Origin of the sequence: Pleomorphovibrio marinus (assembly GCF_003347495.1) — a bacterium.
GTDB lineage: Bacteria > Bacteroidota > Bacteroidia > Cytophagales > Cyclobacteriaceae > Pleomorphovibrio > Pleomorphovibrio marinus.
Window position 1 is genome coordinate 170,731 of the sequence record NZ_QCXY01000002.1, and the last position, 23,344, is coordinate 194,074.

Annotated in this window: 18 protein-coding genes; 14 read left to right on the forward strand and 4 right to left on the reverse strand. The window is 41.8% G+C overall.

All coding sequences use genetic code 11. The features are described from left to right. Window positions 1–89 precede the first annotated feature (89 nt). The 10 genes from DB520_RS06725 (at window position 90) to DB520_RS06775 (ending at window position 13,391) form a co-directional block, all read left to right on the forward strand. Window positions 90–758, forward strand: coding sequence for an Nmad2 family putative nucleotide modification protein (locus tag DB520_RS06725; protein WP_114748934.1), 669 nt, complete (start codon window positions 90–92; stop codon window positions 756–758). Window positions 759–1,295: 537 nt separating this feature from the next. After that, a complete protein-coding gene (locus tag DB520_RS06735) occupies window positions 1,296–2,390 on the forward strand; it encodes a hypothetical protein (protein WP_114748936.1) in 1,095 nt (364 codons plus the stop codon). Window positions 2,391–2,745: 355 nt separating this feature from the next. Next, window positions 2,746–3,747, forward strand: a complete 1,002-nt coding sequence (locus tag DB520_RS06740) for an HNH endonuclease signature motif containing protein (RefSeq protein WP_114748937.1) — start codon at window positions 2,746–2,748, stop codon at window positions 3,745–3,747. Window positions 3,748–4,004: 257 nt separating this feature from the next. After that, the gene (locus DB520_RS06745; RefSeq protein WP_114748938.1) at window positions 4,005–4,691 is read left to right on the forward strand and encodes an Nmad2 family putative nucleotide modification protein; all 687 of its coding nucleotides are present in this window, start codon (window positions 4,005–4,007) and stop codon (window positions 4,689–4,691) included. 296 nt (window positions 4,692–4,987) lie between these two features. Further along, entirely contained in the window at window positions 4,988–6,166 is a 1,179-nt protein-coding gene (locus DB520_RS27210; protein WP_232834872.1) for a response regulator, read from the forward strand. 53 nt (window positions 6,167–6,219) lie between these two features. Next, window positions 6,220–7,017 carry an MlaE family ABC transporter permease gene (locus DB520_RS06755; protein WP_114748939.1) on the forward strand — a complete coding sequence of 266 codons (798 nt, stop codon included), beginning with the start codon at window positions 6,220–6,222 and terminating at the stop codon, window positions 7,015–7,017. 9 nt (window positions 7,018–7,026) lie between these two features. Then, window positions 7,027–7,776: an ABC transporter ATP-binding protein gene (locus tag DB520_RS06760; RefSeq protein WP_114749403.1), complete on the forward strand. Its 750-nt coding sequence runs from the start codon at window positions 7,027–7,029 to the stop codon at window positions 7,774–7,776. After that, the gene (locus tag DB520_RS06765) at window positions 7,776–8,756 is read left to right on the forward strand and encodes an MlaD family protein (RefSeq protein WP_114748940.1); all 981 of its coding nucleotides are present in this window, start codon (window positions 7,776–7,778) and stop codon (window positions 8,754–8,756) included. Before DB520_RS06760 ends, DB520_RS06765 begins: the two co-directional genes overlap by 1 nt. Window positions 8,757–8,913: 157 nt before the next feature. Beyond that, window positions 8,914–11,697 carry an aconitate hydratase AcnA gene (gene acnA, locus DB520_RS06770; protein ID WP_114748941.1) on the forward strand — a complete coding sequence of 928 codons (2,784 nt, stop codon included), beginning with the start codon at window positions 8,914–8,916 and terminating at the stop codon, window positions 11,695–11,697. 791 nt (window positions 11,698–12,488) lie between these two features. After that, window positions 12,489–13,391: a DUF6807 domain-containing protein gene (locus tag DB520_RS06775; RefSeq protein WP_114748942.1), complete on the forward strand. Its 903-nt coding sequence runs from the start codon at window positions 12,489–12,491 to the stop codon at window positions 13,389–13,391. Between the two features lie 8 nt (window positions 13,392–13,399). On the opposite strand, the gene DB520_RS06780 is transcribed toward DB520_RS06775, so the two are convergent. Continuing rightward, a complete protein-coding gene (locus DB520_RS06780) occupies window positions 13,400–16,414 on the reverse strand; it encodes an endonuclease/exonuclease/phosphatase family protein (protein WP_114748943.1) in 3,015 nt (1,004 codons plus the stop codon). Between the two features lie 145 nt (window positions 16,415–16,559). On the opposite strand from DB520_RS06780, the gene DB520_RS06785 reads away from it, so the two are divergent. Next, window positions 16,560–17,096, forward strand: coding sequence for a lipocalin-like domain-containing protein (locus tag DB520_RS06785; RefSeq protein ID WP_157971960.1), 537 nt, complete (start codon window positions 16,560–16,562; stop codon window positions 17,094–17,096). 143 nt (window positions 17,097–17,239) lie between these two features. After that, window positions 17,240–18,766: a DUF4394 domain-containing protein gene (locus DB520_RS06790; protein ID WP_114748945.1), complete on the forward strand. Its 1,527-nt coding sequence runs from the start codon at window positions 17,240–17,242 to the stop codon at window positions 18,764–18,766. 104 nt (window positions 18,767–18,870) lie between these two features. On the opposite strand, the gene DB520_RS06795 is transcribed toward DB520_RS06790, so the two are convergent. The 3 genes from DB520_RS06795 to DB520_RS06805 all read right to left on the reverse strand — a co-directional run bounded on the left by DB520_RS06795 (window position 18,871) and on the right by DB520_RS06805 (window position 21,470). Further along, entirely contained in the window at window positions 18,871–19,392 is a 522-nt protein-coding gene (locus DB520_RS06795; protein ID WP_114749404.1) for an SAM-dependent methyltransferase, read from the reverse strand. A 12-nt stretch (window positions 19,393–19,404) separates the two neighbouring features. Continuing rightward, window positions 19,405–20,754, reverse strand: coding sequence for an APC family permease (locus tag DB520_RS06800; RefSeq protein ID WP_114748946.1), 1,350 nt, complete (start codon window positions 20,752–20,754; stop codon window positions 19,405–19,407). 128 nt (window positions 20,755–20,882) lie between these two features. Next, window positions 20,883–21,470, reverse strand: coding sequence for a hypothetical protein (locus DB520_RS06805; protein WP_114748947.1), 588 nt, complete (start codon window positions 21,468–21,470; stop codon window positions 20,883–20,885). Window positions 21,471–21,533: 63 nt separating this feature from the next. Here DB520_RS06805 and DB520_RS06810 point away from each other — a divergent pair, with 63 nt between their 5' ends. Continuing rightward, window positions 21,534–22,292 (forward strand): sialate O-acetylesterase, encoded by a 759-nt coding sequence (locus DB520_RS06810; RefSeq protein ID WP_114748948.1) that lies wholly within the window; start codon window positions 21,534–21,536, stop codon window positions 22,290–22,292. Between the two features lie 102 nt (window positions 22,293–22,394). Beyond that, the gene (locus DB520_RS06815) at window positions 22,395–23,294 is read left to right on the forward strand and encodes a metallophosphoesterase (protein ID WP_114748949.1); all 900 of its coding nucleotides are present in this window, start codon (window positions 22,395–22,397) and stop codon (window positions 23,292–23,294) included. Window positions 23,295–23,344: the final 50 nt, after the last annotated feature.

Here is a 23,344-nt window from a genome sequence, read left to right on the forward strand (position 1 = left end):
TTTTGGAAAATAGGTGGAGATCCAGAGCCTGTCTTGGATAGAGTGGATCGCTTGAAAAAATCATTTAATGAGGACAATAATTTTTAAAAATGCCAAGATTATTTTCTTATTGTATTCCATATGACAATGGTGCAGCGCCAAATCCATTTTGGGGAGTATGTACCCTGAATATTTGTAAACCCGTAATTCGTAGGAATGCCAAAAAGGGAGATTGGGTTGTGGGAACGGGTTCTTCCCAATACGGCTTTGATAACGAAGTTGTTTATGCAATGGAAATTACAGAAACAATGACCATGCAGCAGTATGAAAAATACTGTAATGCTGAACTTTCAAAAAAGATCCCTAATTGGGGTGGTGAAAGTTATAAAGAACGAGTTGGTGATTGCATTTATGAATTTTCTGTAGACCCAGCGAAAATTTTAAAAAGTGTTCATAATGAAGACAACCGCCAAACGGACCTAAATGGAGAATTTATGCTCTTGTCAGACCATTTCTATTATTTTGGAGAAAGGCCTGAACCTTTACCTGACCATTTATTACCAATAGTTAGACAGGGACAGGGACATAAATCCACTGCAAACCAACGCTATTTTCACGATTTTATTGATTGGATATTGACCCAAGGAAAAGCAAAAAATAAAGTTTATTCAGAACCACATGACAGACACTTATTTACATTGGACTGCGACTACATAAACCAGTGTGCAAGCAGAGACAAACAGTTTGATGATATGGATGAAAAAATTGAAGGTGAATAAAGTAACCGGAATAATGTGTGAAACAATAGTGGACTCAAGCCCGATTTTGTATTATTAGTCTGAGGCAAGGACAATTAGAATGTTTTGTAGATTAAAACAGCTAATTTACATTTACGAAAATGGCTTAGATCCCGAGGGCATTTTTCGGTAAAAATAATAATTTAGTACGTTTAAAGAAATTTTGAAAAAAGGGAGGAGAATGGTTATGGAAATTCTGTTCCACCTTTAGCCACGACAGTTACCGCTAAGTGTGAAAAGACCATGACTAACCAGAAGTCCGAGAAAACAATAAAAATTATGGGTCAAAGAGTTAAGAATCTCTATACACATTTAATTCAAAATAGAAAGCATGAGTTAATTGGATGGTATGAGAGATACAAAAATTTCTCTAAAGATATTGAGACCATCCTCTTCGAAAAGGAAATAACTCGATTAAAATCGTTAATCCGCAAGTGCAAGCAATTCAATGAAAAGGTTGAATTGAATCTAAAGTTAAAATCGATTGAAAAAAATTAAATAAATTAAAATACATAATCAATGAATAGATCAAATTATTTAGAAATAACAAAGGAAAAATTCAAAGATATTTTTAATAATGATAAATTATTTAATGTTTATAAATGTAAAACAGGTATATATAGAGCGATAAACTACGAAGTATTAGATGAATATCATCCGAATATACCCGAATGTGATAAAATATTGATCGTAACAGCTAATTGGAAATTAAATAACGATGAGGAATTTTTAGAGGAGTTAACATTTCGCTTTGATTTTACACCTCTTTTGTTGGATATAGAAGAGAGTGGAGTACTTAACGTAGATTATTTCAAAGAACAAAATTTTTCATATGAGGAAAAGATTCAGGTCATGGTATGGCTTTTGCAAAAGTACAACATTGATTTAACTGAAAATTCAGAATCAATTAATTGGCTAGGAGTTGCAAAATCCAGAGACATAGTAGTTATTGACAACCATAATTCAGCAGATAATGAAGTTAAGTTTAACTCAAAAATGCTTCCTTATCCTGATCGTAACGAAGTTGAACATGAAAGAAATATAGTATATGTACTAAAAGGTCGAAAGGACGAATCGATTAAGTCATTGTTTCCTGGATATGAAATCATTGAAATAGAGAGTGACAATATTAAAGATGCATTTAATAATGAATGGCTAAATCAAAACTATTTATTTTTGTTAGATGATACTCGTAATAAACTAAATATTCAAATGGCTGATTCGGTTTTGATTCCTGGATTTTATGATATTCGTGCATTAAGGTATGAAGATCCCAGATTAAATAAAAATAACCAACCTTATGGTTATGACTTGCCTTATCAAATTATTGGCATTGGTCATTGGATGCCACTTGAAGAAGGTATCGATAAAGATATTCTTGAGTTCAATAAGAGGCATACTATAGAAGTTAGGTTAAATCCAATATTTAATGCACATTCTGAAATAAATGGACTTGCTCCCGACTTTCCGATGGAAAAAAGAGTAGATACGTTTTATTATATTGTTAGATCAGCATTTATTAAAATTAACAGTATTGAATTTAGCGAAGAGTACAGTTCCTATAAAATAGATTCGGAAGCTATCCCTATTAATGAGAAAGTTGAAAATATATGATGATCTAATTGAAATTTTCTATCAATTAAAAATGCTAAATTTTAAGATAAATTACTATTTAATTAGTGCTTTATTTTTACACATCTCAAATGAAGCTTTGAAAAAGGTTTGACTAATATTTATCTGGACTAACGTGACCATTTGATTTGTTAAGTTCTCGATTACTTTATTTATATGTCAGTGTATGGCCGGAACGACAATTACCATGTGTAAATTGGAACAGTAATGTGTTTTTAACGACCTTAATTCAGATAAAACAGCCGGTTTACATAAGGAAAGCCGATTTGCGTTTGGCCTTGCAAACCATTTTTTATTAACTTAATAGCATTAGAGTTGGTAATGACAATTAGCCCAAATGAAAAAAGAAGAGTCTATAAATCCTGATGATTTTGAACGAGAAGTTGAATGCACCTACAAAAATGAACGTTACTCTGTTCGGGATAACGGATCAGTATTGCGACACGCACGTGAAAACAAGCCATTGCGTGCATATGATAATAAGTGGACTTTTGGAAGGCCAAATAACAATGGGTATTTGCTTATAGTTTCGGAGGTTGTTCATCGCATAGTGGCATATGCTTTTTTAGGTGAACCGCCAACTGCTCAACATATTGTTGACCATATAGACACCAATCGTCAGAACAATCGTCCTGAAAACCTTCGTTGGTTAACTAAGCTGGAGAACATACTGAACAACCCGATAACCGTAAAAAAAATAATATTTCACTGTGGAAGCATAGAAGCCTTTCTTGAAGATCCATCAATATTAAAAAACTATGTAAACGAAGACCGTAATTTTGGATGGATGAGAGCTGTATCACCTGAAGAAGCTCGAATATCCTGGGAGCGTTTGAAGAATTGGGCAAAAAAGGAAAATAATGGTACCACTTCTAAAGGCGGTTCATTGGGCGAATGGGTATTTAAGGATGACCAAAAATCTTCCTCATTTCAAGAAAATTCAGAATTTACAACTTCCCTAACCCCAAATGCTGTCCAAAAGGATTGGAAAACACCTTCCGAATTTCCTCTTTGCCCAAGGGAATATAAAGATAATTGTATTGAGGCCTATGCAGGAAACTTAAAGATTGGGGAAATATTTTCCAACGATAAATATTCAAAGTCAATTATTGAGAATTTTGCCACATCCAAAGGCAAAAATATTTTGTGGGTTATGTGTAAAAGTACCGATGAAAATGCAATAAAACCTTGGACTTTGGCACAGGTTATCTATGACAATGAATTGTTTGTTCATGAAAACCTCGGTAGTTTTTTCAAAAAAGAGGGTGCAGAAAAGCAATTTATCCATGCTCAGGGGTTAAAATGGACTGGCGGAGATACTTTGGACGATTTTTCTTGAGCCGAACGCAAATCCTAAACAAAGCTAAACAACCCAAAAATGCAAAAATGCTTGTATGCATTTACTGGACCTGAAGTGGAGAGGAATTGCAAATTGGTTTAAGGTTAGCTATATTAGAACCAAGCGATTTATAAACATGAAGCATAAGTGGGGTACGGGAGATTCATGCTCGGTTTTGAAAAGTAAAGGAAGACTCTCTGTCTGACCCAACTAGATGTCGCTTTAACAAATCTTTTAATCACGACAATAATTTTGATATGCCAAGATTATTTTCTTATTGTATCCCACATGACAATGGTGCAGCCCCAAATCCATTTTGGGGTGTATGCACCCTTAATATTTGTAAACCGGTAATTCGTAGGAATGCCAAAAAGGGAGATTGGGTTGTAGGAACGGGTTCTGCCCAACACGGCTTTGAGAACAAGGTTGTCTATGCAATGGAAATAACAGAAAAAATGACCATGCAAGAGTATGATAGCTATTGTAAGGCTGAACTCCCAAAGAAAATCCCTAAATGGAGAGGGAGAAATTATAAAGATAGAGTTGGTGATTGCATCTTTGATTTTTCTGTGGAACCAGCGAAAATATTAAAAAGTGTTCACGACGAAGGAAACCGTCAAAGGGACTTAGGTGGAAAATTCACACTCTTGTCAGATCATTTCTATTATTTTGGCGATAAGCCTGAACTTTTACCAGAACATTTATTACCTATAGTTCGGCAGGGACAGGGACATAAATCAACATCGAATCAATACTATTTTCACGATTTTATTGATTGGATTTTAACCCAGGGTAAAGCAAAAAACAAGGTTAATTCAGAACCGTACGACAGAAACTTATTTACTTTAGACTGTGACTATATTACCAAATGTGCAATCAGAGACAAACAATTTGATGATATGGATGAAGAACTCGAAGGAGGATTAAGTAATCACAATAATTGAGGTAGGCCATAGTGGGTTCAAGACCTGTTTTGGATCGTAATAAAAAATAAGCCAGAGGTCGGTTCAGCCTGACTTTTTTAATCTACTATTGCGAGATAAAGCCAAACCACTTTAGTAGTGCATCCCAATGGCTTGTTAGATTACGAGGCTCAATTCAAAATGGCTTTTCCAAGGAAAGTGGTTACAACCAAAATCCTCCTTTTATCCCCGATAAACCGATAAACGCCTTCCCTGCCATTTAATTTATTCAACCCTTATGGTGATAAATTTTAAAATATTGGCTTTATTTGCTCTCTATGCGGCCTGAACTAAAAAGTGCTTTGGGTTTTGGGATGTTGTCGGCAGTCGTGTTTCTATTCCCGGCGGTTTTTCATGCTCCCATTGTTTCATTTTTGGGGTTGTCCTCTATCACCCCACTCCTGGTTACCATGTCGGTGGCAGTGGTGGTCATGGTGATGTTTTATGCCTACAGGTGTTTCAAGCGGTATAAGGACACCGAAGAGGATTTAGAGGCAAGGTACCGGTTGATTTTTGAAAAATTACCGAACGCAGTGTGGGTGCTTTCCCTTAACGATTTTTCAATATTGACCGCCAATGAGCTAGCAATCAAGAAATATGGGGAAGTGAGTGAAAACGGCAGTCAAAAGGTGTTCAGTTCATTGTTCCAGTATCCGGAGAAAGTGAAGCTGGAGAACATGCAAGAACCCCATACGATCAGGAATTTAATCATGATTGACAAAAAGTATGATGCCAGGCATGTGGATTTATTTTCCATGCCTTTTATCTATGATGGTGAAGATAGTGTAATGGTGCTGGCAGTGGACCATTCTGAGATACACGGGTCCTTAAAGGAGAACATGAAATTAAATGAATCGTTGAAGGCTCAAAACCAGCAGTTGAAGGATTTTTCTTTTGTGCATTCTCATCACATAAGAAACCACCTGGCCAATATTATGGGCATATTGAATTTGGCGGGAGATCAAGAGCAACTTAACAAGGAGGTTCTGGATATGTTGAAAAAATCAGCACATAATTTGGATACTGAAATAAGAAAAGTTAATAAAATTTTGATGGAAAAGAATATTGAGAATGGGGAAAGCGTAAAGGATGGAGACCCCTCCAAGGTGATAGTATTTGTGGATGACGACAAGGTGCAGCATATGATTAACAAGAGGATTTTGCTGAAAATAAACCCAAAATTAAATTTAGTGTTTTTTGAGAACCCCCATGAAGCTCTCTCTTGGCTTGCAGAGAACCCGGCGGATATTCTACTGCTGGACATCAATATGCCTGAAATGGAAGGTTGGGAATTTTTAAGCCTGATGGGGCAAATCGGCATCAATATTGAGGTGAAGATGCTTACCTCATCTTTGGATCCAGAGGACATAGAGAAGAGCAAAAAATTTGAACTCGTCAGTGGATTTTTGGTTAAACCACTAAGGAAAGAGGTAATTGATGAGTTTATCAACGATTGATTGTTTACTTTTGTCCTTAATCAAACCCAAACATTGTTTAAACCATTTCCGGTATGGCAGAAAATACAGCAACTCACAAATCAGGCTTGAGGAGAAGAGTTGAGAATTTCTTCATTGGGCTGGCCAGTGCCTATCGATTTGTTGAGCGCTTTTTCAGGGAAGTATGGTTTCCCCCTTACGAATTCAAAGAATTTATCCGGCAGTGTTATCAAATAGGGTATAATTCTTTGCCCTTGATTTCCCTTACCGGGTTTATTGTAGGCGTGGTATTTACTAACCAATCCAGGCCCTCCTTGGCCGAGTTCGGAGCTACTTCCTGGTTGCCTGCCTTGATTTCCATAGCGGTAATAAGGGCCATGGGACCATTGGTGACAGCATTGATTGCGGCAGGTAAGGTAGGGTCAAGTATTGGAGCTGAGATTGGATCTATGAAAGTGACAGAGCAAATTGATGCTATGGAAGTTTCTGCCACCAATCCCTTTAAATTTCTGGTCGTTTCAAGGGTACTAGCGAGTACCTTCATGATACCTGTGCTGGTAATGTACACTGATTTTGTCGCGCTGATGGGGGCATTCTTCAACGTCAACCAACATGAGCTGGTAAGTTTAAGCACGTTTTTTGTACAAGTGTTTGATGCCCTTTCTTTTCTGGACATTACCTCCTCCCTGTTAAAATCGCTGGTATTCGGCTTCACCATCGGAATAGTGGGTTGTTATAAGGGGTATAACTCCACCAAAGGGACAGAAGGGGTGGGAAAGGCTGCCAACTCTGCTGTAGTGATGGCGATGTTTTTGATATTTATTGAAGAGCTTCTGGCCCTTCAGATCACTAATTTCTTTAGACAACTTTAATGAATGTACATGCAAAAAAAGGTAATTGAAGTGAGAGGTTTAAAGAAATCCTTTGGGGATTTGGACGTTTTAAAAGGGGTAGATCTCGACCTTTATGACGGGGAAAACCTGGTGGTTCTGGGGAAATCCGGAAGCGGCAAGTCCGTTTTGATAAAAATTATGGTGGGGCTACTCACCCAAGACGAGGGAACCTTAAAGGTACTGGGGCATGAGGTAAGTGAAATGGGTTCTAAAGCCCTCAACCAATTGCGGTTAAGGATAGGGTTCTCCTTTCAGGCAAGCGCACTTTACGACAGTATGACTGTAAGGGAAAATTTGGAGTTTCCATTGGTTAGGAATGTGAAGGGCATTGGAAAAGCAGAAAAGGACAAACTGGTAGAAAGCGTTTTGGAAAGTGTAGGACTAATCCAAACCATAAATCAAATGCCCTCAGAGCTGTCGGGGGGTCAAAGAAAAAGGATTGGGATTGCCAGGACGCTGATTCTCAAACCTGCAATTATGCTGTATGACGAACCCACTGCAGGTCTGGACCCTATTACCTGCATGGATATCAATAAGTTGATCAACCAGGTCAATGAGGAGTACAAGACCTCCTCTATAATCATCACCCACGACCTGACATGTGCTAAGGTCACCGGTGATAGGATGGCGATGTTAATTGACGGGGTGTTCAGTGCCGAGGGTGAATTCGAGGAGGTGTTCAAATATTCGGAGGACCCAAGTGTGAAATCATTTTATGACTATAATTTCATCCAATAATGAGAAACGACAATAAAAAAACAGTTATAGTCGGCATTTTCGTGCTGATAGGCATTGTCATACTGGTTGTCGGTATAATGACACTAGGGGCCCAGCAAAAAGCTTTTGTGAAAAGCTATAGGGTTTCCACGGTTTTTGACGATGTGGCTGGATTGCAGACGGGAAATAATGTCTGGTTTTCTGGGGTCAAGATAGGCACGGTAAGGAGAATTAATTTTTTCGGAGAATCACAGGTAGAGATAGAAATGAACCTGGAATCCTCGACTAAGGACTTTATTCGAAAAAACTCCAAGGCCACCATCAGTTCCGATGGACTGATTGGTAACAAAATAATCGTAATATATGGAGGAACTGGGGATGCTCCGCCCATAGAGGCAGGGGACAGGCTGGAAGCGGTGATGCCATTGGACACCGATAGAATGATGGAAACCCTACAGGAAAACAACCAGAACTTGGTGAGCATTACCAATGACCTAAAGAAACTAACGGGGAGGCTTGCTGGTGGTGAGGGGATCGTTGGTGCCATGTTGACCGATAGCGTGTTAGTGCAGGAGTTTAAATCCATCATGACCAATTTGAATCAGACCGCAAATAACAGTAATAGGATGAGTAGGGAGCTTGCAAGGTTTTCCACACAGCTAAATCAAAAAGGCACCTTGGTGGACGACTTGCTTAACGACACCACCTTGTTTGCCAACCTAAAAAGCACCAGTGGTGAACTGGATCAAACGGTGAAGCAGGCACAGGAAGCCACACAAAACATCACCAAAATCACGGAGAACCTCAATTCAACGGATAACCCGGCGGGCATGATGTTAAACGACGAGGAGTTTGCAGAGATGTTGAAAAGCACTCTGGAAAACCTGGATGTAGGGTCTGCTTCCTTTAACGAAACCTTGGAAGCGATGCGTTACCATTGGTTTTTTAGGCGGTCTTTCAGAAAGATGGACAGGGCGAAAGAACAGGAGGATGAGGAATAAAAGTTGAATGGTGGATGATTTCCACCATTTTTTTTGCCAAAGATTCTTTCTGGAAAAAGCTTTATAAATTTCAAAAAAGCCTTATATTATGGAATCAAAGGAAAACCTTTGAGGTTTAAGAAGTAACCGATTTTTAAAACATTTAACCCATAAATTCATGTCAAAAGATCCATATAAGGTTATTAAACAGCTTCAGACTTCCAGTGGAAAGCTAGACTATTGGAGTCTGGAAGCCTTAAAAGAACAGGGGCATGCCATAGAAAAGCTGCCCTTTTCCATTCGGATTCTGTTGGAAAATGCTTTGCGAAACTTTGATGATTTTGCAATCACCAAAGAAAATGTGGAGACTATATTGAACTGGAAACCCGGAAAATCGGACAAGGACATTCCTTACAAACCCGCCAGGGTGCTGATGCAGGACTTTACCGGAGTACCGGCCGTGGTGGATATTGCCTCCTTAAGGGCTGAAGCGGTTCGTAAGGGGAAGGATCCCAACAAAATTAACCCATTGATCCCGGTGGATTTGGTGGTGGACCACTCCGTGCAGGTAGATTTTTTTGGCACTAATTATTCCTACAAGAAGAATGTAGATGTCGAATACGAAAGGAATGGGGAGCGCTACCAGTTTTTGAAGTGGGCACAGAAATCCTTTGATAATTTCTCGGTAGTTCCCCCCGGCATGGGTATATGCCACCAGGTAAATCTCGAATACCTGGCTCTGGGAGTAATCGCCAGGGATGGTCAGGTTTTTCCGGACACCTTGGTGGGAACCGATTCCCACACCCCTATGGTGAACGGCATAGGTGTAGTAGGTTGGGGTGTAGGGGGTATTGAAGCGGAAGCAGCAATACTGGGACAGCCCATCTATTTCATCCTTCCGGAAGTGGTGGGTCTTAAACTTACCGGCAAATTGCCGATTGGTACTACCGCTACTGATATGGTGCTCACTATTACGGAGTTGCTTAGAAGGCAAAGCGTGGTAGGGAAATTCGTGGAAGTATTTGGGCCAGGACTGGACTCTTTGTCTGTTCCGGATAGGGCTACCATCTCCAATATGTCCCCGGAATTTGGTTGTACAGTAACCTACTTTCCCATCGATGACAGGACCTTGGACTATATGGCCAAGACTAACCGCAGCGAAGAGCAGATCAAGTTGGTGGAAGATTACTGCAAGGCAAATATGCTTTGGAGAAAAGACGAGTCCGCCATCAATTACTCCACAGTAGTGGAACTCAATCTCGATACAGTAGAACCTACGGTTTCTGGGCCTAAAAGACCCCAGGATAAAATATTGTTAAGGGAATTTAAGGATAAGTTTGGGCAGCTATTGCAGGAAGTCCATGGTCGGGAATACATCCCCCTTGCAAAAAGAGATGTGGGGCGCTGGTACGGAGAAGGTGGGAGTAGCCAGCCGACCGTTGATTCCGGATCCGGAAAAGCCGCAGACCAAGCTGAAATTGAGACCAAGATAAAAGATGGGCTAAAAACAGTAGTAGTAAAGCTTCACAATGAAAAATTCGCACTGCACGATGGGTCTATAGTAATCGCAGCCATTACCTCCTGCACCAATACCAGTAACCCAAGCGTGATGGTGGGCGCGGGATTGATGGCGAAAAAAGCAAGGCAGAGAGGCCTTGATGTCAAGCCCTGGGTGAAAACCTCCCTAGCCCCAGGATCCAAGGTGGTGACAGATTACTTGCAAAATGCCGGATTGCTAGAAGACCTAGAAGCTCTTAGGTTTCATGTGGTAGGCTATGGGTGTACTTCCTGTATCGGAAACTCTGGCCCTTTGCCCAGACACATTGCCAAGGCGGTGGAGGAAAACGACTTGGTAGTAGCATCTGTGCTCTCCGGAAATAGAAATTTCGAGGCAAGGGTACATCCACAGGTCAAAATGAACTACCTAATGTCCCCGATGTTAGTGGTGGCCTATGCGCTAGTGGGAAGGGTAGACGTCGATCTCAACAACGAACCTCTAGGATATGACCCCAACCTAGAGCCTGTTTATCTAAAGGATATTTGGCCAAGCCAGGAGGAAATAGTCGATATTCTGAGCACTGTGCTGTCTCCTCAGGATTTCAAGAAAAACTATGGGGAAATCTTTGAAGGAAACGACCAATGGAAGTCCCTCACCGCACCATCTGACAAGGTGTACCAATGGTCGGATGATTCTACCTACATTAAGGAAGCTCCCTTTTTCAAAGGCATATCCAAGGAAGTTTATGAGCCTAATGACATACACAGTGCTCATGTACTTTTGAAGTTAGGGGATAGTATTACCACTGACCATATTTCACCTGCGGGGTCATTTTCCCCACATTCCCCAGCAGGAAGATACCTCTTGGATAAAGGGGTGGAGAGCAGCAATTTTAATTCCTATGGCTCTAGAAGGGGAAATGACGAAGTGATGGTTAGAGGCACTTTTGCCAACGTAAGGATAAAGAACCAACTCTCTGACCAAGAAGGAGGCTTTACTACCTATATCCCCACCGGAGAAGAAATGTCAGTCTACGATGCCTCCCAAAAATACCAGCAAGAGGGCAAGCCACTGATAGTGTTGGCAGGTAAGGAGTACGGATCGGGAAGCTCCAGGGATTGGGCAGCTAAAGGTACTAGTCTGCTTGGTATAAAAGCGGTAATTGCCGAAAGCTATGAAAGGATTCACCGTAGCAACCTTGTGGGCATGGGGGTTCTTCCATTACAATATACCGAGGGCAAATCAGCGGATAAACTCGGCTTAACCGGAAAGGAATCCATAAGCATAACAGGGATTTCAGAAGGACTTAGCCCGCAAAAGGTTTTACGTGCATCCGCAAAGAGACCGGACGGTTCAACGATAGATTTTGAAGTAATTGCCAGACTGGATTCTGCCATTGAAATAGAATATTACAAAAATGGGGGAATACTCCATTATGTACTCCGGCAATTTCTAGAAAAATAGACCATTTGTTCCAAATGTAAACTTGAAATGAACCCCCTTTCTCACACATAGAGAAAGGGGGTCTTTCGTTTTTTAACCAATCAAAGGCTCTCTAAGCCTTATTCTTTTCCAGTGCCAACCCCGAAATTTTCCAAAAGGTTTCTATTAAAGAATTAATTGGCCTTGAATCCAACCACCTCCATTCCGGTTCCTACTTCATTTTTACCTTGAGATCAACAAAACGCCTGATGTTCTTGGGATTCAACCCTTTCTCTCCTATTAAATGCCAGACTTTAACGGGGGAAAAGGCCTATTAAGGCTAAAACTAAGTTTATGGGTATAGACCTATGTCCACACAAAATATTTAACGTTGATAAAATTTATTTCCGATTTTATTGGGATGTGCGACATTTTTACTATGTTTAAGGGATTTTGGAATTTAAAAAACGGAACATTTAATCTATTTGCAAAATCATTATAGCTGTTAGTCAGTTGATATAAACCCAAATAAAGGAATCTTGACAAAGATTCCTTTTTTTTTGGTTTTATATCGAACCATATTTTTAAAACATGACAAAATTATTTTAATAATAGGTTGAAAATTTAACCATGATGAATGCCTTAATACCTTAAGCCCATCTAACAGGTTTTAAATTGGACTTATTGCTCCTGTATACTTACAAGTTTTGGTTTTTGAGTGTTAATTAAGCACCTTACCAACGAAATCATGTTTTTTAGGGAAGTTCTGGTAAATAAAGTCCCTGATTGCTTACATTAGATGCTGGATTATGAATGAAATCAAACAATAAACGATGAACCCACTAGGAAAAACCACGCTTATTTTATGGACTTTAGTTTTTTTTGCAATGGATGCAATTGCCCAAGAGCAATTAAGGGCTGAGAAAATTGGTGATCGCATCGATGTTTATATTGGCTCACTTTTTTTCACTAGTTACAGGTTTCATGCCGATGAAAAATACCCTTATTTCTATCCTGTAAATGGCCCTTCTGGTACCTCTGTGACCTCAATGAGAAACGGGACCTATCCCCACCACAGTTCACTTTTCTTTGGTTGTGACAAGGTCAATGGAGGTAATTACTGGCAAGAAGGACTGGATAGAGGCCAGATTTTGTCCATAAGGGAGGATTTGGAGAGCTCGGAAGGGGATCAAATTAAGATCCACAATGAGTGTATTTGGACAAGACCAGGAGCCTCGGCACCCATAAAGGATGAAAGGGTAATTACCATCAGTTCCCCGGAACGGGGAATCTTTCAGATCGATTTTGAAATTACCATGGAAATGTTGGAGGAGGTGTTTATTGAAAAAACAAACCACTCGCTTTTTAGTGGGAGAATGGATCCTGATTTATCGGTGACCAATGGAGGAGTCATGGTAAATGCTGAAGGGGCTTCGGCCGAAAAGGAAACTTTTGGAGAAGCCAGCGCCTGGGTGGACTTTAGTGGGCCACGCTTGGAAGGAATAGAAGGGATGGCCATTTTGCAACATCCTTCAAGTAAGTGGTATCCTTCCCCTTGGTTTACGAGGGATTATGGGTTTTTTTCCCCTACTCCTATGTACTGGCCAGAAAACGAGAAAGGAACGAGACTTTCTAAAGGGGAGAAGGTGACCCTTCGTTATAGGGTACTTGTGCACCAGGGGGATCATTTGGAGTCCAAAATCAAGGAGAGGTTTGACACTTATGCTAAGGAGTGACAGGTCCACTATTTGGTAACCATAAATCTCTGTATACTCCTTTCGCCGTTTTCCCAAGTTAAGCTGAGCCAATACCATCCGGGTTTCAACAGATTGAGATCAATTTCGAGGGATGGCCTATTGGTAGAAGCGGAATAAAGAAGTGCCCCGCTCACATTTCTTAATTCCAGATTTGCTATTCCACTGAGTTTATTATGAGTAAGTTTGATGCTGTCTTTTGCTGGGTTGGGGTAGATATGCAACTTTGGCCCTATGCCTGATAGCATCAACCTAAGATTATCTGACCATGATAGGCAGCCCAGGGGGTGCTCAATGCCCACCTGATAAATCCCAGCAGATGAAAATTCTAAGCTGGGCTCCAAGGTGGTTGTCATTAGAGAGTCATTCCTCCTCCAATGATAGGTGAACCCTCCTACTAAAGTTTTCAGGTAGTTTCTCCTTTGTTCCAAAGGAGGTTTTGGAAGCTTTATATAAGTTATTTTCATGGGGTCGGTGTACATTTCTTGGTTACAACCTTCCGTTTTCACAATGGCCCTCATCCATTTGGAACCGGTTAAATTGGATAGTTTTAGGGGATTGGCCGCTTTAGAGCCTGGTAAGTAGTGATAGGAAACTCCTTTATCCGTACTCTCCTCCCATCCCAAAAGTTCGAAAGGCTGATCCGTAAGTGAAAGCACCAAGGTATCAGAAGGACTGCATACCCAATCCTTTCCGGTTATCACTCCTTGGTATTTCTCACAACCCCAACCAAAACGGTTCATTACTGGAAGGTGATCTGAGGTAGTACTTAGGTAATCTGGTATCCAGTCCAGTGGGTTTACAATGCGTTCCGAGCCTTTCAACCATTTATCTTCGAGCAGTTTATTAATTAGGATATTATCTATGACATTTGGGAAAGTCGGGAATGACCTCAATCCTGCATGGCTCAGAGATAAGGTGATGGGATTGTAGTTTAAAGAGTCATTGGTAAAGGCCAAAAAGGAGGATTCCGTGGTGCCCACAGTGGGAGCAGAATGGTCTGCTACCGTAGCAGCTAGGTCGTCGTTGAAATCTCCTAATAGCACAATTGGTGTTTGCAGGTAATGCTGATCCAAACTGTCTTTTAACACCTGTACATCATACTTTCTCATGGCGTATCGAGGGTTGCTTGCTGATTCGCCGCCACCATTACTGCGTGCGTGTATGTTGATAAAGCATATTCTCTTGGTTTTCCCTTCCAGATTAACCCAAGCTTCAAGCAGAAAGGGCAATCGGCCACTTGCCCAAAAGCGGTTAGGATCAGAGGGATAGTTTGTCAGTAGTTCCGGTGAAATCTCTTCCAACATTACACGGTGAGATATGGGTTCAATCACCGATTTTTTATATAGAAATGCCAGCTTTTGGGCATTTTCGTAGCCTTCTGGTTCCCTGGAAGCCGCTGGGGAAAGTACAAAAGCATAGGCTGGGTTTTCCTCTACCAAAAGTTCCATCTGCTTATTATCCACAATTTCCTGAAGTGCAAAAAGATCTGCATCTAGTCGTTTTATGATTTCTCCCACCCGTTTCCTTTGAAGGGAAACATCTTCAGGCCCATACTCTCTAGATCCAAACCACTCTACATTCCATGTGACGATGTCCAGGGTTTTCTCTCCCGGAATGGTAGATGCGGAAAGGTACCCTGCTTTTTGAATTAGTGTGTCACTCTCAAAGTATACCGGAGAACCATAGGCCCTGCTTTCTTTGGAAGGGGCTGAGAATTTCACATGAACTCTTTGTGTGGCTTTAAGCTCATTTTCAGAAAAAAGCAATTCAGGTAAAAAGTTTACACCATCTTTTGAAAATTCGAAGGCGGGTGAGGCGTAAATGCTGAGTTCGGCAAAGGCATCCGAAAAATCGAAGGAGAAGTCTCGGTGCTCAGGCGTGCTCCCATCATTGGCAAAATGCCAGTAATCAATTTGGCCTATGTCATGCCGAAGGTAAGGTGCAGGAGGGGATGCACTGTCATTCAGTTCTATATCATCAATAGACCATCTTGCTGCTCCCTTTTCCGGGGAAGATTCGTATACGAAGGCAAGTCTTATTTTCTCATTTCTATAACCCGTTAGGTTAATAGGTTGTGAAAAAGACCAACTATTTTCCTTGGCAAATCGGTCAGGAAGGGTTTCCCATGTAGCTAAGTTAGGGTCACCCTCGTAGTAATTCGTAGAAATCTTCAACCTTAATCTTGGCCCACCAAAGGCAACTCTACTCCAAAATGAAAATAAGGGAAATTGGAAATTGTTTAGGTCAAAGACAGGGCTGATCAGCCAGGCTTCCTGGGCAGTAATTCCTACTCCTGGGATAAACCCGTTCATCTGGATTCCAAAAGGAGCGTTAGTTCTGGGATTATTTTCGTTCCTTCCCAAGTTGGAGCATGCCCACTTTTCTTCCCCTATGGAAGAATGGAGGATCCACTCCTTGGGCAGGCCCACTTCACAGCTATCGTCAAAGGGCTCCCACCACCTTTTGGGGTCCATAATATAGGTTATTACTTCTAAAGTGGTGTATGCTGCGCCTGTACTTGAGTGAGATATGCTGCCCTGGAAAAACCCGGCAGAATCGGTATCATGGGTCACCCAGATTTTGATAGGGGAGGAGCCCGGTTGTTCTAGCCTCAACTCATTTACATAGGTGTGATTATCTACACTAAGGAGAAATGGGTAAGAAGCAGAAAGCTTCAAACTGTCTGTCAAACCCTTTGTTACAATTTCGTATTGTGCAAAAGAACCTTTTTGATCTTGGGTACTGTATCCAAAGTTTATTTGGCTTTGACTTAATTGTATGCTGGGAGGTTTTTCATGGCTGCGGATTTTACCTTTAGTTGGCAATGGTTGATTCCTTGGGTATCCCTCCAAGTTCCAGGTCACAAGGTTTTCCGGACTTCTATTTCTATCGGTTTGAGGGGAATCGGGGATGTCGTTTTGAAAGACCAGCCCTAAGGAAATTGTTTGAATAAGTAAGCAAAATAAAGCCCCGAACATGGAAATAATGTATGGTCTGCACATAATGCATAAATGGTAAAAATGAAAAATCCCATCCCCACTAATCCCAAGCTATTAATTTAATAATTATTTGGTGCATTGTAAATAGATGAATAATATTTGTAAATTAGGATCAATTTATATACGTTAAATGACAAATATTTCAACTATGACAAAGATTAAGTCGTTGAGCTCTCTGCTTATCCTACTTCCCCTATTAAGCATGGGCATTTGGTCTTGCGGAAGTGATGATGATGAGCCCCAGGTCACCCATGAGATTGTTGGCACTTGGGTATACGAATCCCACGCAGTGAACGCTTCCGTTAACGGACAGAATGCGCTACAATTCTTGATGGAAGGACTGGGGTTGACAGAATCTCAAGCATTGGTAGTAATGAACATGGCCTTAAGTGAATTTTTGGACCTTTCCGAATTTCAGGGTACCACTATTCAGTTTAGGGCAGATGGCACCTATCAAATCACCAGTCCGTCCGGAGTCGAATCAGGGACGTATGAACTTAGAAATAATGACACGCTATTGGTTTTGAATGATGGGGAGGAGGTTACAGAACTAGAAGTCTCAGAGCTTTCAACTAATCACATGACCGTGGTGTTTGAGGAAGAAGATGAACAGGACATCACGGACGATGGCGAGGAAGAGGATATAATTATCCAATTTTCGCTACGTATGCAAAAACAAAATTAATGAGATTGACACCATTGAAACGAGATTTTGTTGTGTAAAAACAAAGTCTCGTTTACAATTTTTATAAATTTTTGATTCAGCTAAATCTGTATTTTTCATCTGGTACGTAGATGTGATCATGTTAAATAAAAACAGATCACATTATGAAAACTAACCATCGTACATCCTTTTGGAGATTGTGCCTTGCGGCTCTCCTTATTGTCTTTGTATCCTCCTGTTATGAGGAATCGGACCCTACTCCTGAAATGGACATGCCGGGAATGGCTCCTGATGTGGAGTTCACCGCACTCTGCGAAAACAACCGTATTTTTTATTTCAATGCTCGTGATCTTGGTAGCCCCCTGCGCACCTTGAATGTAGAGGGCTTGGAGAATGATGAAATGCTCGTTAGTATAGATTACCGACCAGCAACCGGACAGTTATATGCGCTTGGAAGTTCTAGCAGGCTTTATCTAATTCACGAAGCCACTGGAAAAGCAAAAGCCCTAGGGGAGGGTGCATTTTCACCTTCCATTGAAGGGGAAAATGTTTCTCTGGACTTTAACCCAACGGTGGACAGGATCCGGTTGGTCACCGCTTCCGGTCAAAATCTACGTTTGCATCCGGAGCTGGGCACAGTAGTAGCAGAAGATGGCAGGATCTCCGGATCAGAAAATCCACGGATAGGTGGAGTGGCCTACACTAACAGTGTTGCAGGGGCATCAAGTACAGAATTATATGACATCGATATTGAAGGTAACAAACTATTTATTCAAGATCCACCTAATGATGGGGGCTTGCGGGAAGTAGGAGACCTGGGTGTGGATTTGCAGGGTATGATAAACTTTGACATCAACCCTGATAATAGTGTAGCAATGGCAGTGGCTTATCATGAAGATGAATCTAGGTTATATACCATCAACCTTAATAGTGGAAGAGCAGAATGGATAGGTGATTTCAGCAGCCCAATAAAAGGAATTGCGTTTAAAACAAACCCGGTTGCTTTTGCCACAGGGCAAGATAACCAGCTATATCGCTTTGACCCAACCAATCCCTCCATGAATGCGGTGGAACTTCAGGGGTTGATGAATGGTGAAATGGTGGTGGGGCTTGATTTCAGGCCAGCCAATGGCGCCCTATATGCAATTACCGATGCAAATAGACTGTTAACTGTAAATACAGCAAACGGCCAGCTGGAGGCTGTTGGAGACGGATTATACCCGGAACTATATGGGGAAGCCTTTGGATTTGATTTTAACCCTACTGTGGATCGCATCCGATTAGTAAGCAACACAGGCCAGAATCTCAGATTGCATCCTGACCTTGGTACGGTGGTGGCTGAAGATGGAAACCTAAATCCAGGAAGCCCCATGGTGAGTGGCGCGGCTTATACTAACAATTTTCACAGTGCTGAGACCACACTCCTTTATGTTTTGGATCATGAAACTAACCTGTTATACACTCAGGACCCACCAAACGACGGAGTGCTGAATGAGGTTGGATACCTGGGGGTAGACTTCACGGGAGAAAATGGCTTCGATATAGGAGGGGAATCTGATATGGCATATGCCTTACTGGAGGTAGATGGTTCAACAGCGGTTTATGCCATTAACCTGATGGACGGATCTGCGGAAAAAGTGGCAGACTTCAACATAATGCCTACAGCAATGGCCTTGGGGTTAGGGTTTTAGTGTGCTGGAATTTTTTGATAAAGTTTTCCAAAAGCCCAAGAATTTTGGGCTTTTGGATTTTTTTATCTGTTAAAGCGTAAACAACCCATCACAGTTAATTTTTGCTATTTTTCGGGTATGGTCCACATATATACCCTTGCTCCGTCCACTTCTATTTGCTTTTCCGGCTTCCAATCCCCCATGTCAAAGGCATGGGAGACTATCCGGGTCCCTGGTTTTAGTTGTTCCATGAGAATGGGCCTTAGGCGTTGGTTTAAAGACCCTAACAGGTAAAGGGTCACCACAGTGGCTTCACTGATATCTGATTCAAAAAGGTTGGCCTCTACGAATTTTACCTTGTCGGTCACCCCGGCCTGGGTGGCGTTGGCATTGGATTCCTCTATCCGTTTGGGGTCTATGTCAATACCCGTACCTTGAGCCCCATATTTTCTGGCAGCAGCAATCACGATCCTGCCATCCCCACAACCCAAGTCATAAACGATATCGCTTTCGGTCACATTTGCCAAATCCAGCATTGCCTCGACTACCTCCTGCCTAGTAGGTACATATTGCACATCTTGGGCCATCACTTCTACCCAAGCAAAGCAAAAGCCCATTAAAAGAAAGAATATTTTATGTGTTTTCATCATCGGTGAAATTTAGTTTTGTTGGACAGATTTATTTTTAATTGGAAATAAGTACATCAATAGGACTCCGAGAATCAATACAGCGACCCCAAGAAGCGCACCCCACCCCGTATAGGCGATAGAGCTGTAGAGTAAATAAGCACTGGAAATACAAAACAAAATGGGAAGTAGGGGATAGAGAGGGACTTTATAGGGTCTGTGGGTTTCTGGGGCCTTTTTTCTGAGTAGGAACAGGGAAATGCCGACCAGAAGAAAGAAAAACCAAAATACAGGTGCTGTGTATTCAACCATGGTTTCGAAGCCATTCCTCGAAAATAAACCCAATCCCACTAAAAGCAGTGCAACTATTCCTTGAATGATAAAGCTGTTGATAGGTCCCTTGTCCCCTTTTTTCCATTCTCCCAAGGGGGAAAACAAACTAAAATCCCTGCCCAAGGCAAAGTTAGATCTGGCACCGGTAAACATGGAGGCGTTAGCAGAAGTCAAAGCGGCTATGGCCACAAGAATGGCCATTACCCAAGCTCCGGTATCACCAAAACTCACCTTCATCAAATCCCCCGCAACTGCATTGGAGTTGGCCATTCCCTCCATGCCCAAGCCCCTATAATAGGCTAAATTAATCAATGCATAAATTATTGTGATAGTTATAATACCTGATATTAATGCCTTCACTAATAATTTACTTCCTTTTTTTAGCTCTCCAGATAGATATGCTGCCTCGTTCCAGCCCCCGAAAGTCAATAGCACAAAGACCATAGCCAACCCGAAAGAACCGGAACTTCCCGAATCCGTAGGCAGGGAGCTAGGACTTACCTCTGTGCCATTTGGTGCCAAAAGGAGTCCGGCACCTATTACCAGTATAATCCCAGTAAGTTCAGCCACTGTTAGGATTTTCTGCGCACCAGCCCCCATTTTTACGCCTCCTATATTGATTACTGTAAGTACGATCACAGTAAGCCCTGCATAAATGACTGAGGAGTGAGGCCCCAAATCATGGATCAAAGTGGCATAATCACCGAAAATAAAGGCCAACAAGGCAATAGAACCTGTCTGAACCACACTCAGCCGGGACCATGCAAACAAAAAGGCGAGTCGCTTGCCGAAAGCCATCCTAAGAAAGTGATAATCCCCACCGGTATTGGGAAATGCGCTTGTCAATTCCGCGTAGCAAAGTGCCCCAATGATGGATACTATCCCGCCCAAAACCCATGCTCCTAACATTATTTCCCAACTTCCTGAATTGGCAGCTACAAGGGATGGTGTTCGGAAAATACCTGCTCCGATCACAATACCTACAATTAGGGCGACGGCATCAAAAAAATTGAGTGTAGGTTTTGGTGCCAGAGAGGTCGGGTTACTCATCTAAGATAAAATTAAATTTGAAACCCAAAATTTCCCGCAAAAACCATGCTTCATGCCGTTGAATGATAAAATAAAAATTGGCATAAAATGAGGTATTCCAAATATGGGGAATAAGTAGGATGAAAGGTTTACTGGGAAAAAGGACCAGTAAGATAAAGGAGTAGGATCCCGAATATAGCCCCACTTACAAAACCAATACCCACCTCTGCCAAACTATGCCTTAATTGCGTTACCCTTGCCCATGCCACTATTGGAATTCCCAGACCAATTGCCAAGCTTAAGTGGTTATCCATGGGCCAGAGCCCTAATGCTACATAGGTTATGAAAGCGGTGTGAAGGGATGATTTCAGCCAAAAGTTAACAAGGAATGAGATAAAAATAAGCCCAAGGACCAAAAGACAGCCAATGAGAATCACTTGTGGTTGCCCACTTAACCACAAATACGCTAACAATAAAAAAGCCAGGAGGAACACTACACCAAACATGCTAAAACGCTGTTCTCGGTTGGACACGTCGAAGTTGCTATATTTTCCCGTTTTCGTGCGGTAAATGTTCCAAATGGCCAAGGGAAATATACCTATTCCCAGGATGTAAGCAGTAGTCCAAAGTGCCTGTTGGATAGGCTGAATGGAAAAAACCACGTAGCATATAAATAAGGGCATCACAACCATGGGATGAAATACCCGGGAAATGGTTAAAGCTAGGTTTTGCTTCATTCGATATAAGATGATTTTTAAATATAACAGCTAATCCATATCTTACAAAAAACTCACAAATCCATGCCCATATTTTTGTACTGGTATTTTGCCATTTTGGCGGCACTTACCCATGTCCGGAATCCCGAACCTGAACGATTGGAAATTTATTTGGCCATAGGACAATCTAATATGGCAGGAAGGGCTGCTCTGAATGAGAAACTATTGGAACCTTTGAATGGTGCCTACCTATTTAAGAATGCCGGGGGCGAAAGGTGGATACCGGCAACTAATCCGATGAACCTGTTCTCCACTGTGAGAAAAGAAGTGGAGATGCAGCAGCTCAGCCCGGCTTTTGGTTTTGCCAAATCCATAAGAGGAAAAAGGCCAAAAGAGATAGGTATGGTGGTAAATGCTCGAGGTGGCACTGCCATCGGACTTTGGCTGCCCGGCACAGAATACTACAGTGCCTTTATGGACAGGATCAAAGATGCAGCTAAGGATGGTGAGGTGAAAGGAGTGATATGGCACCAAGGGGAATCTGATGTCCGTGACTTGAGTCATTACATGGAGGATTTGCAAAATCTTATCGGGCAAATCCGAAAAGACCTGGGGAAACCCAATCTCCCCTTCGTTGCCGGGCAGGTGGTAGGAAACACCCCTGAGCGTTTGGTGTTTAACCAGATGATCCTACAATTACCAAAGCTAGTGTCGCATACGGCAGTAGTAAGTTCGGAAGGAACGAAAGTGTTTGACGAGGTACATTTTGATACGGAAAGTCAGTTGATACTGGGAGAAAGGTATGCGGAGAAAATGATGGGGTTATTGGAAAAAACGAATTAGAAAGATTCCCCCGAATCGAGTTCCCCGAATCGAGTTCCCCGAAACGAGTTCGGGGCAGGCAGGGGCAAGCTATATGACCGCTGAAAAGACAATTATAAACATATGAAATTTTTATTTTTGACTATTATGTTAAGTACTGCTTGGGCCACGGCTATAGCGCAAAGTAAGGAGAACCCTGTTTTCCAATTTGGGGTTTTCACGGATGTACAGTATGCGGATATAGAACAGGTAGGGGAAAGGGATTACCGTGGAGTGCCTCCAAAACTGGAGAAAACCATAGAAATTCTCAACCAATATGACTTGGAATTTACGGTCAATATAGGAGACCTTATTGATCAGGATTTCAAAAGCTTTGAGCTGCCCCTGTCCCTATTGGAGAAAAGCAAGGCTAAGGTTTATCACGTTTTTGGCAACCATGATTTCACTATTCAGGATGAAAAAAAGAAAATGGTACCGACACTTTTGGGCAATTCTGTTGGCTACCACGCTTTTGAGAAGGAACACATGAAGTTTATCCTGCTGAATGGGTTGGACAACAGCTTGGATGGACATGCTGAGGGCACAAAAGGCTACGCGAAAGCCAAACAAACCCTTCGTGAATTGGAGGAGGCAGGAGGCAATAATGCCAAACCATGGAATGGGGGACTTGGTGAAAAACAATTTGACTGGCTGGCAGCACAGCTCAAACAGGCAGAAGAAACCAATAAGCAAACGCTTATTTTTTGCCATTATCCCCTACTTCCAGAGAACGGGCTGCAATTGTGGAACAACCGTGAAGTTTTGGAGTTAATCAGGCAGTATCCTGGAGTAGTAGCCTGGTTTTCGGGTCATCATCATGCCGGTAATTATGTCATTCAGGATGGTGTACACCATTTGACCTTTTTAGGAATGGTAGAATCAAAGGAGGAGGCCTTAGGAGCTGTTATACAGGTGTTTGAAGATGGTTTGGCCATTAAAGGTTTTGGGGAGGAAGAGGATAAATACCTACCTTTTCGCCCCTGAATTCGAGGGGAGGGGATTCAGCTGGGTACTTGTATTTATGGCGGGGAGAT

Excerpts from the sequence above, each read along its gene's own strand:
- DB520_RS06725 (WP_114748934.1), top strand. The coding sequence starts at position 90 with ATGCCAAGATTATTTTCTTATTGTATTCCATATGACAATGGTGCAGCG.
- DB520_RS06735 (WP_114748936.1), top strand. The coding sequence starts at position 1,296 with ATGAATAGATCAAATTATTTAGAAATAACAAAGGAAAAATTCAAAGAT.
- DB520_RS06740 (WP_114748937.1), top strand. The coding sequence starts at position 2,746 with ATGAAAAAAGAAGAGTCTATAAATCCTGATGATTTTGAACGAGAAGTT.
- DB520_RS06745 (WP_114748938.1), top strand. The coding sequence starts at position 4,005 with ATGCCAAGATTATTTTCTTATTGTATCCCACATGACAATGGTGCAGCC.
- DB520_RS27210 (WP_232834872.1), top strand. The coding sequence starts at position 4,988 with ATGCGGCCTGAACTAAAAAGTGCTTTGGGTTTTGGGATGTTGTCGGCA.
- DB520_RS06755 (WP_114748939.1), top strand. The coding sequence starts at position 6,220 with ATGGCAGAAAATACAGCAACTCACAAATCAGGCTTGAGGAGAAGAGTT.
- DB520_RS06760 (WP_114749403.1), top strand. The coding sequence starts at position 7,027 with ATGCAAAAAAAGGTAATTGAAGTGAGAGGTTTAAAGAAATCCTTTGGG.
- DB520_RS06765 (WP_114748940.1), top strand. The coding sequence starts at position 7,776 with ATGAGAAACGACAATAAAAAAACAGTTATAGTCGGCATTTTCGTGCTG.
- acnA (WP_114748941.1), top strand. The coding sequence starts at position 8,914 with ATGTCAAAAGATCCATATAAGGTTATTAAACAGCTTCAGACTTCCAGT.
- DB520_RS06775 (WP_114748942.1), top strand. The coding sequence starts at position 12,489 with ATGAACCCACTAGGAAAAACCACGCTTATTTTATGGACTTTAGTTTTT.
- DB520_RS06780 (WP_114748943.1), bottom strand. The coding sequence starts at position 16,414 with ATGTGCAGACCATACATTATTTCCATGTTCGGGGCTTTATTTTGCTTA.
- DB520_RS06785 (WP_157971960.1), top strand. The coding sequence starts at position 16,560 with ATGACAAAGATTAAGTCGTTGAGCTCTCTGCTTATCCTACTTCCCCTA.
- DB520_RS06790 (WP_114748945.1), top strand. The coding sequence starts at position 17,240 with ATGAAAACTAACCATCGTACATCCTTTTGGAGATTGTGCCTTGCGGCT.
- DB520_RS06795 (WP_114749404.1), bottom strand. The coding sequence starts at position 19,392 with ATGAAAACACATAAAATATTCTTTCTTTTAATGGGCTTTTGCTTTGCT.
- DB520_RS06800 (WP_114748946.1), bottom strand. The coding sequence starts at position 20,754 with ATGAGTAACCCGACCTCTCTGGCACCAAAACCTACACTCAATTTTTTT.
- DB520_RS06805 (WP_114748947.1), bottom strand. The coding sequence starts at position 21,470 with ATGAAGCAAAACCTAGCTTTAACCATTTCCCGGGTATTTCATCCCATG.
- DB520_RS06810 (WP_114748948.1), top strand. The coding sequence starts at position 21,534 with ATGCCCATATTTTTGTACTGGTATTTTGCCATTTTGGCGGCACTTACC.
- DB520_RS06815 (WP_114748949.1), top strand. The coding sequence starts at position 22,395 with ATGAAATTTTTATTTTTGACTATTATGTTAAGTACTGCTTGGGCCACG.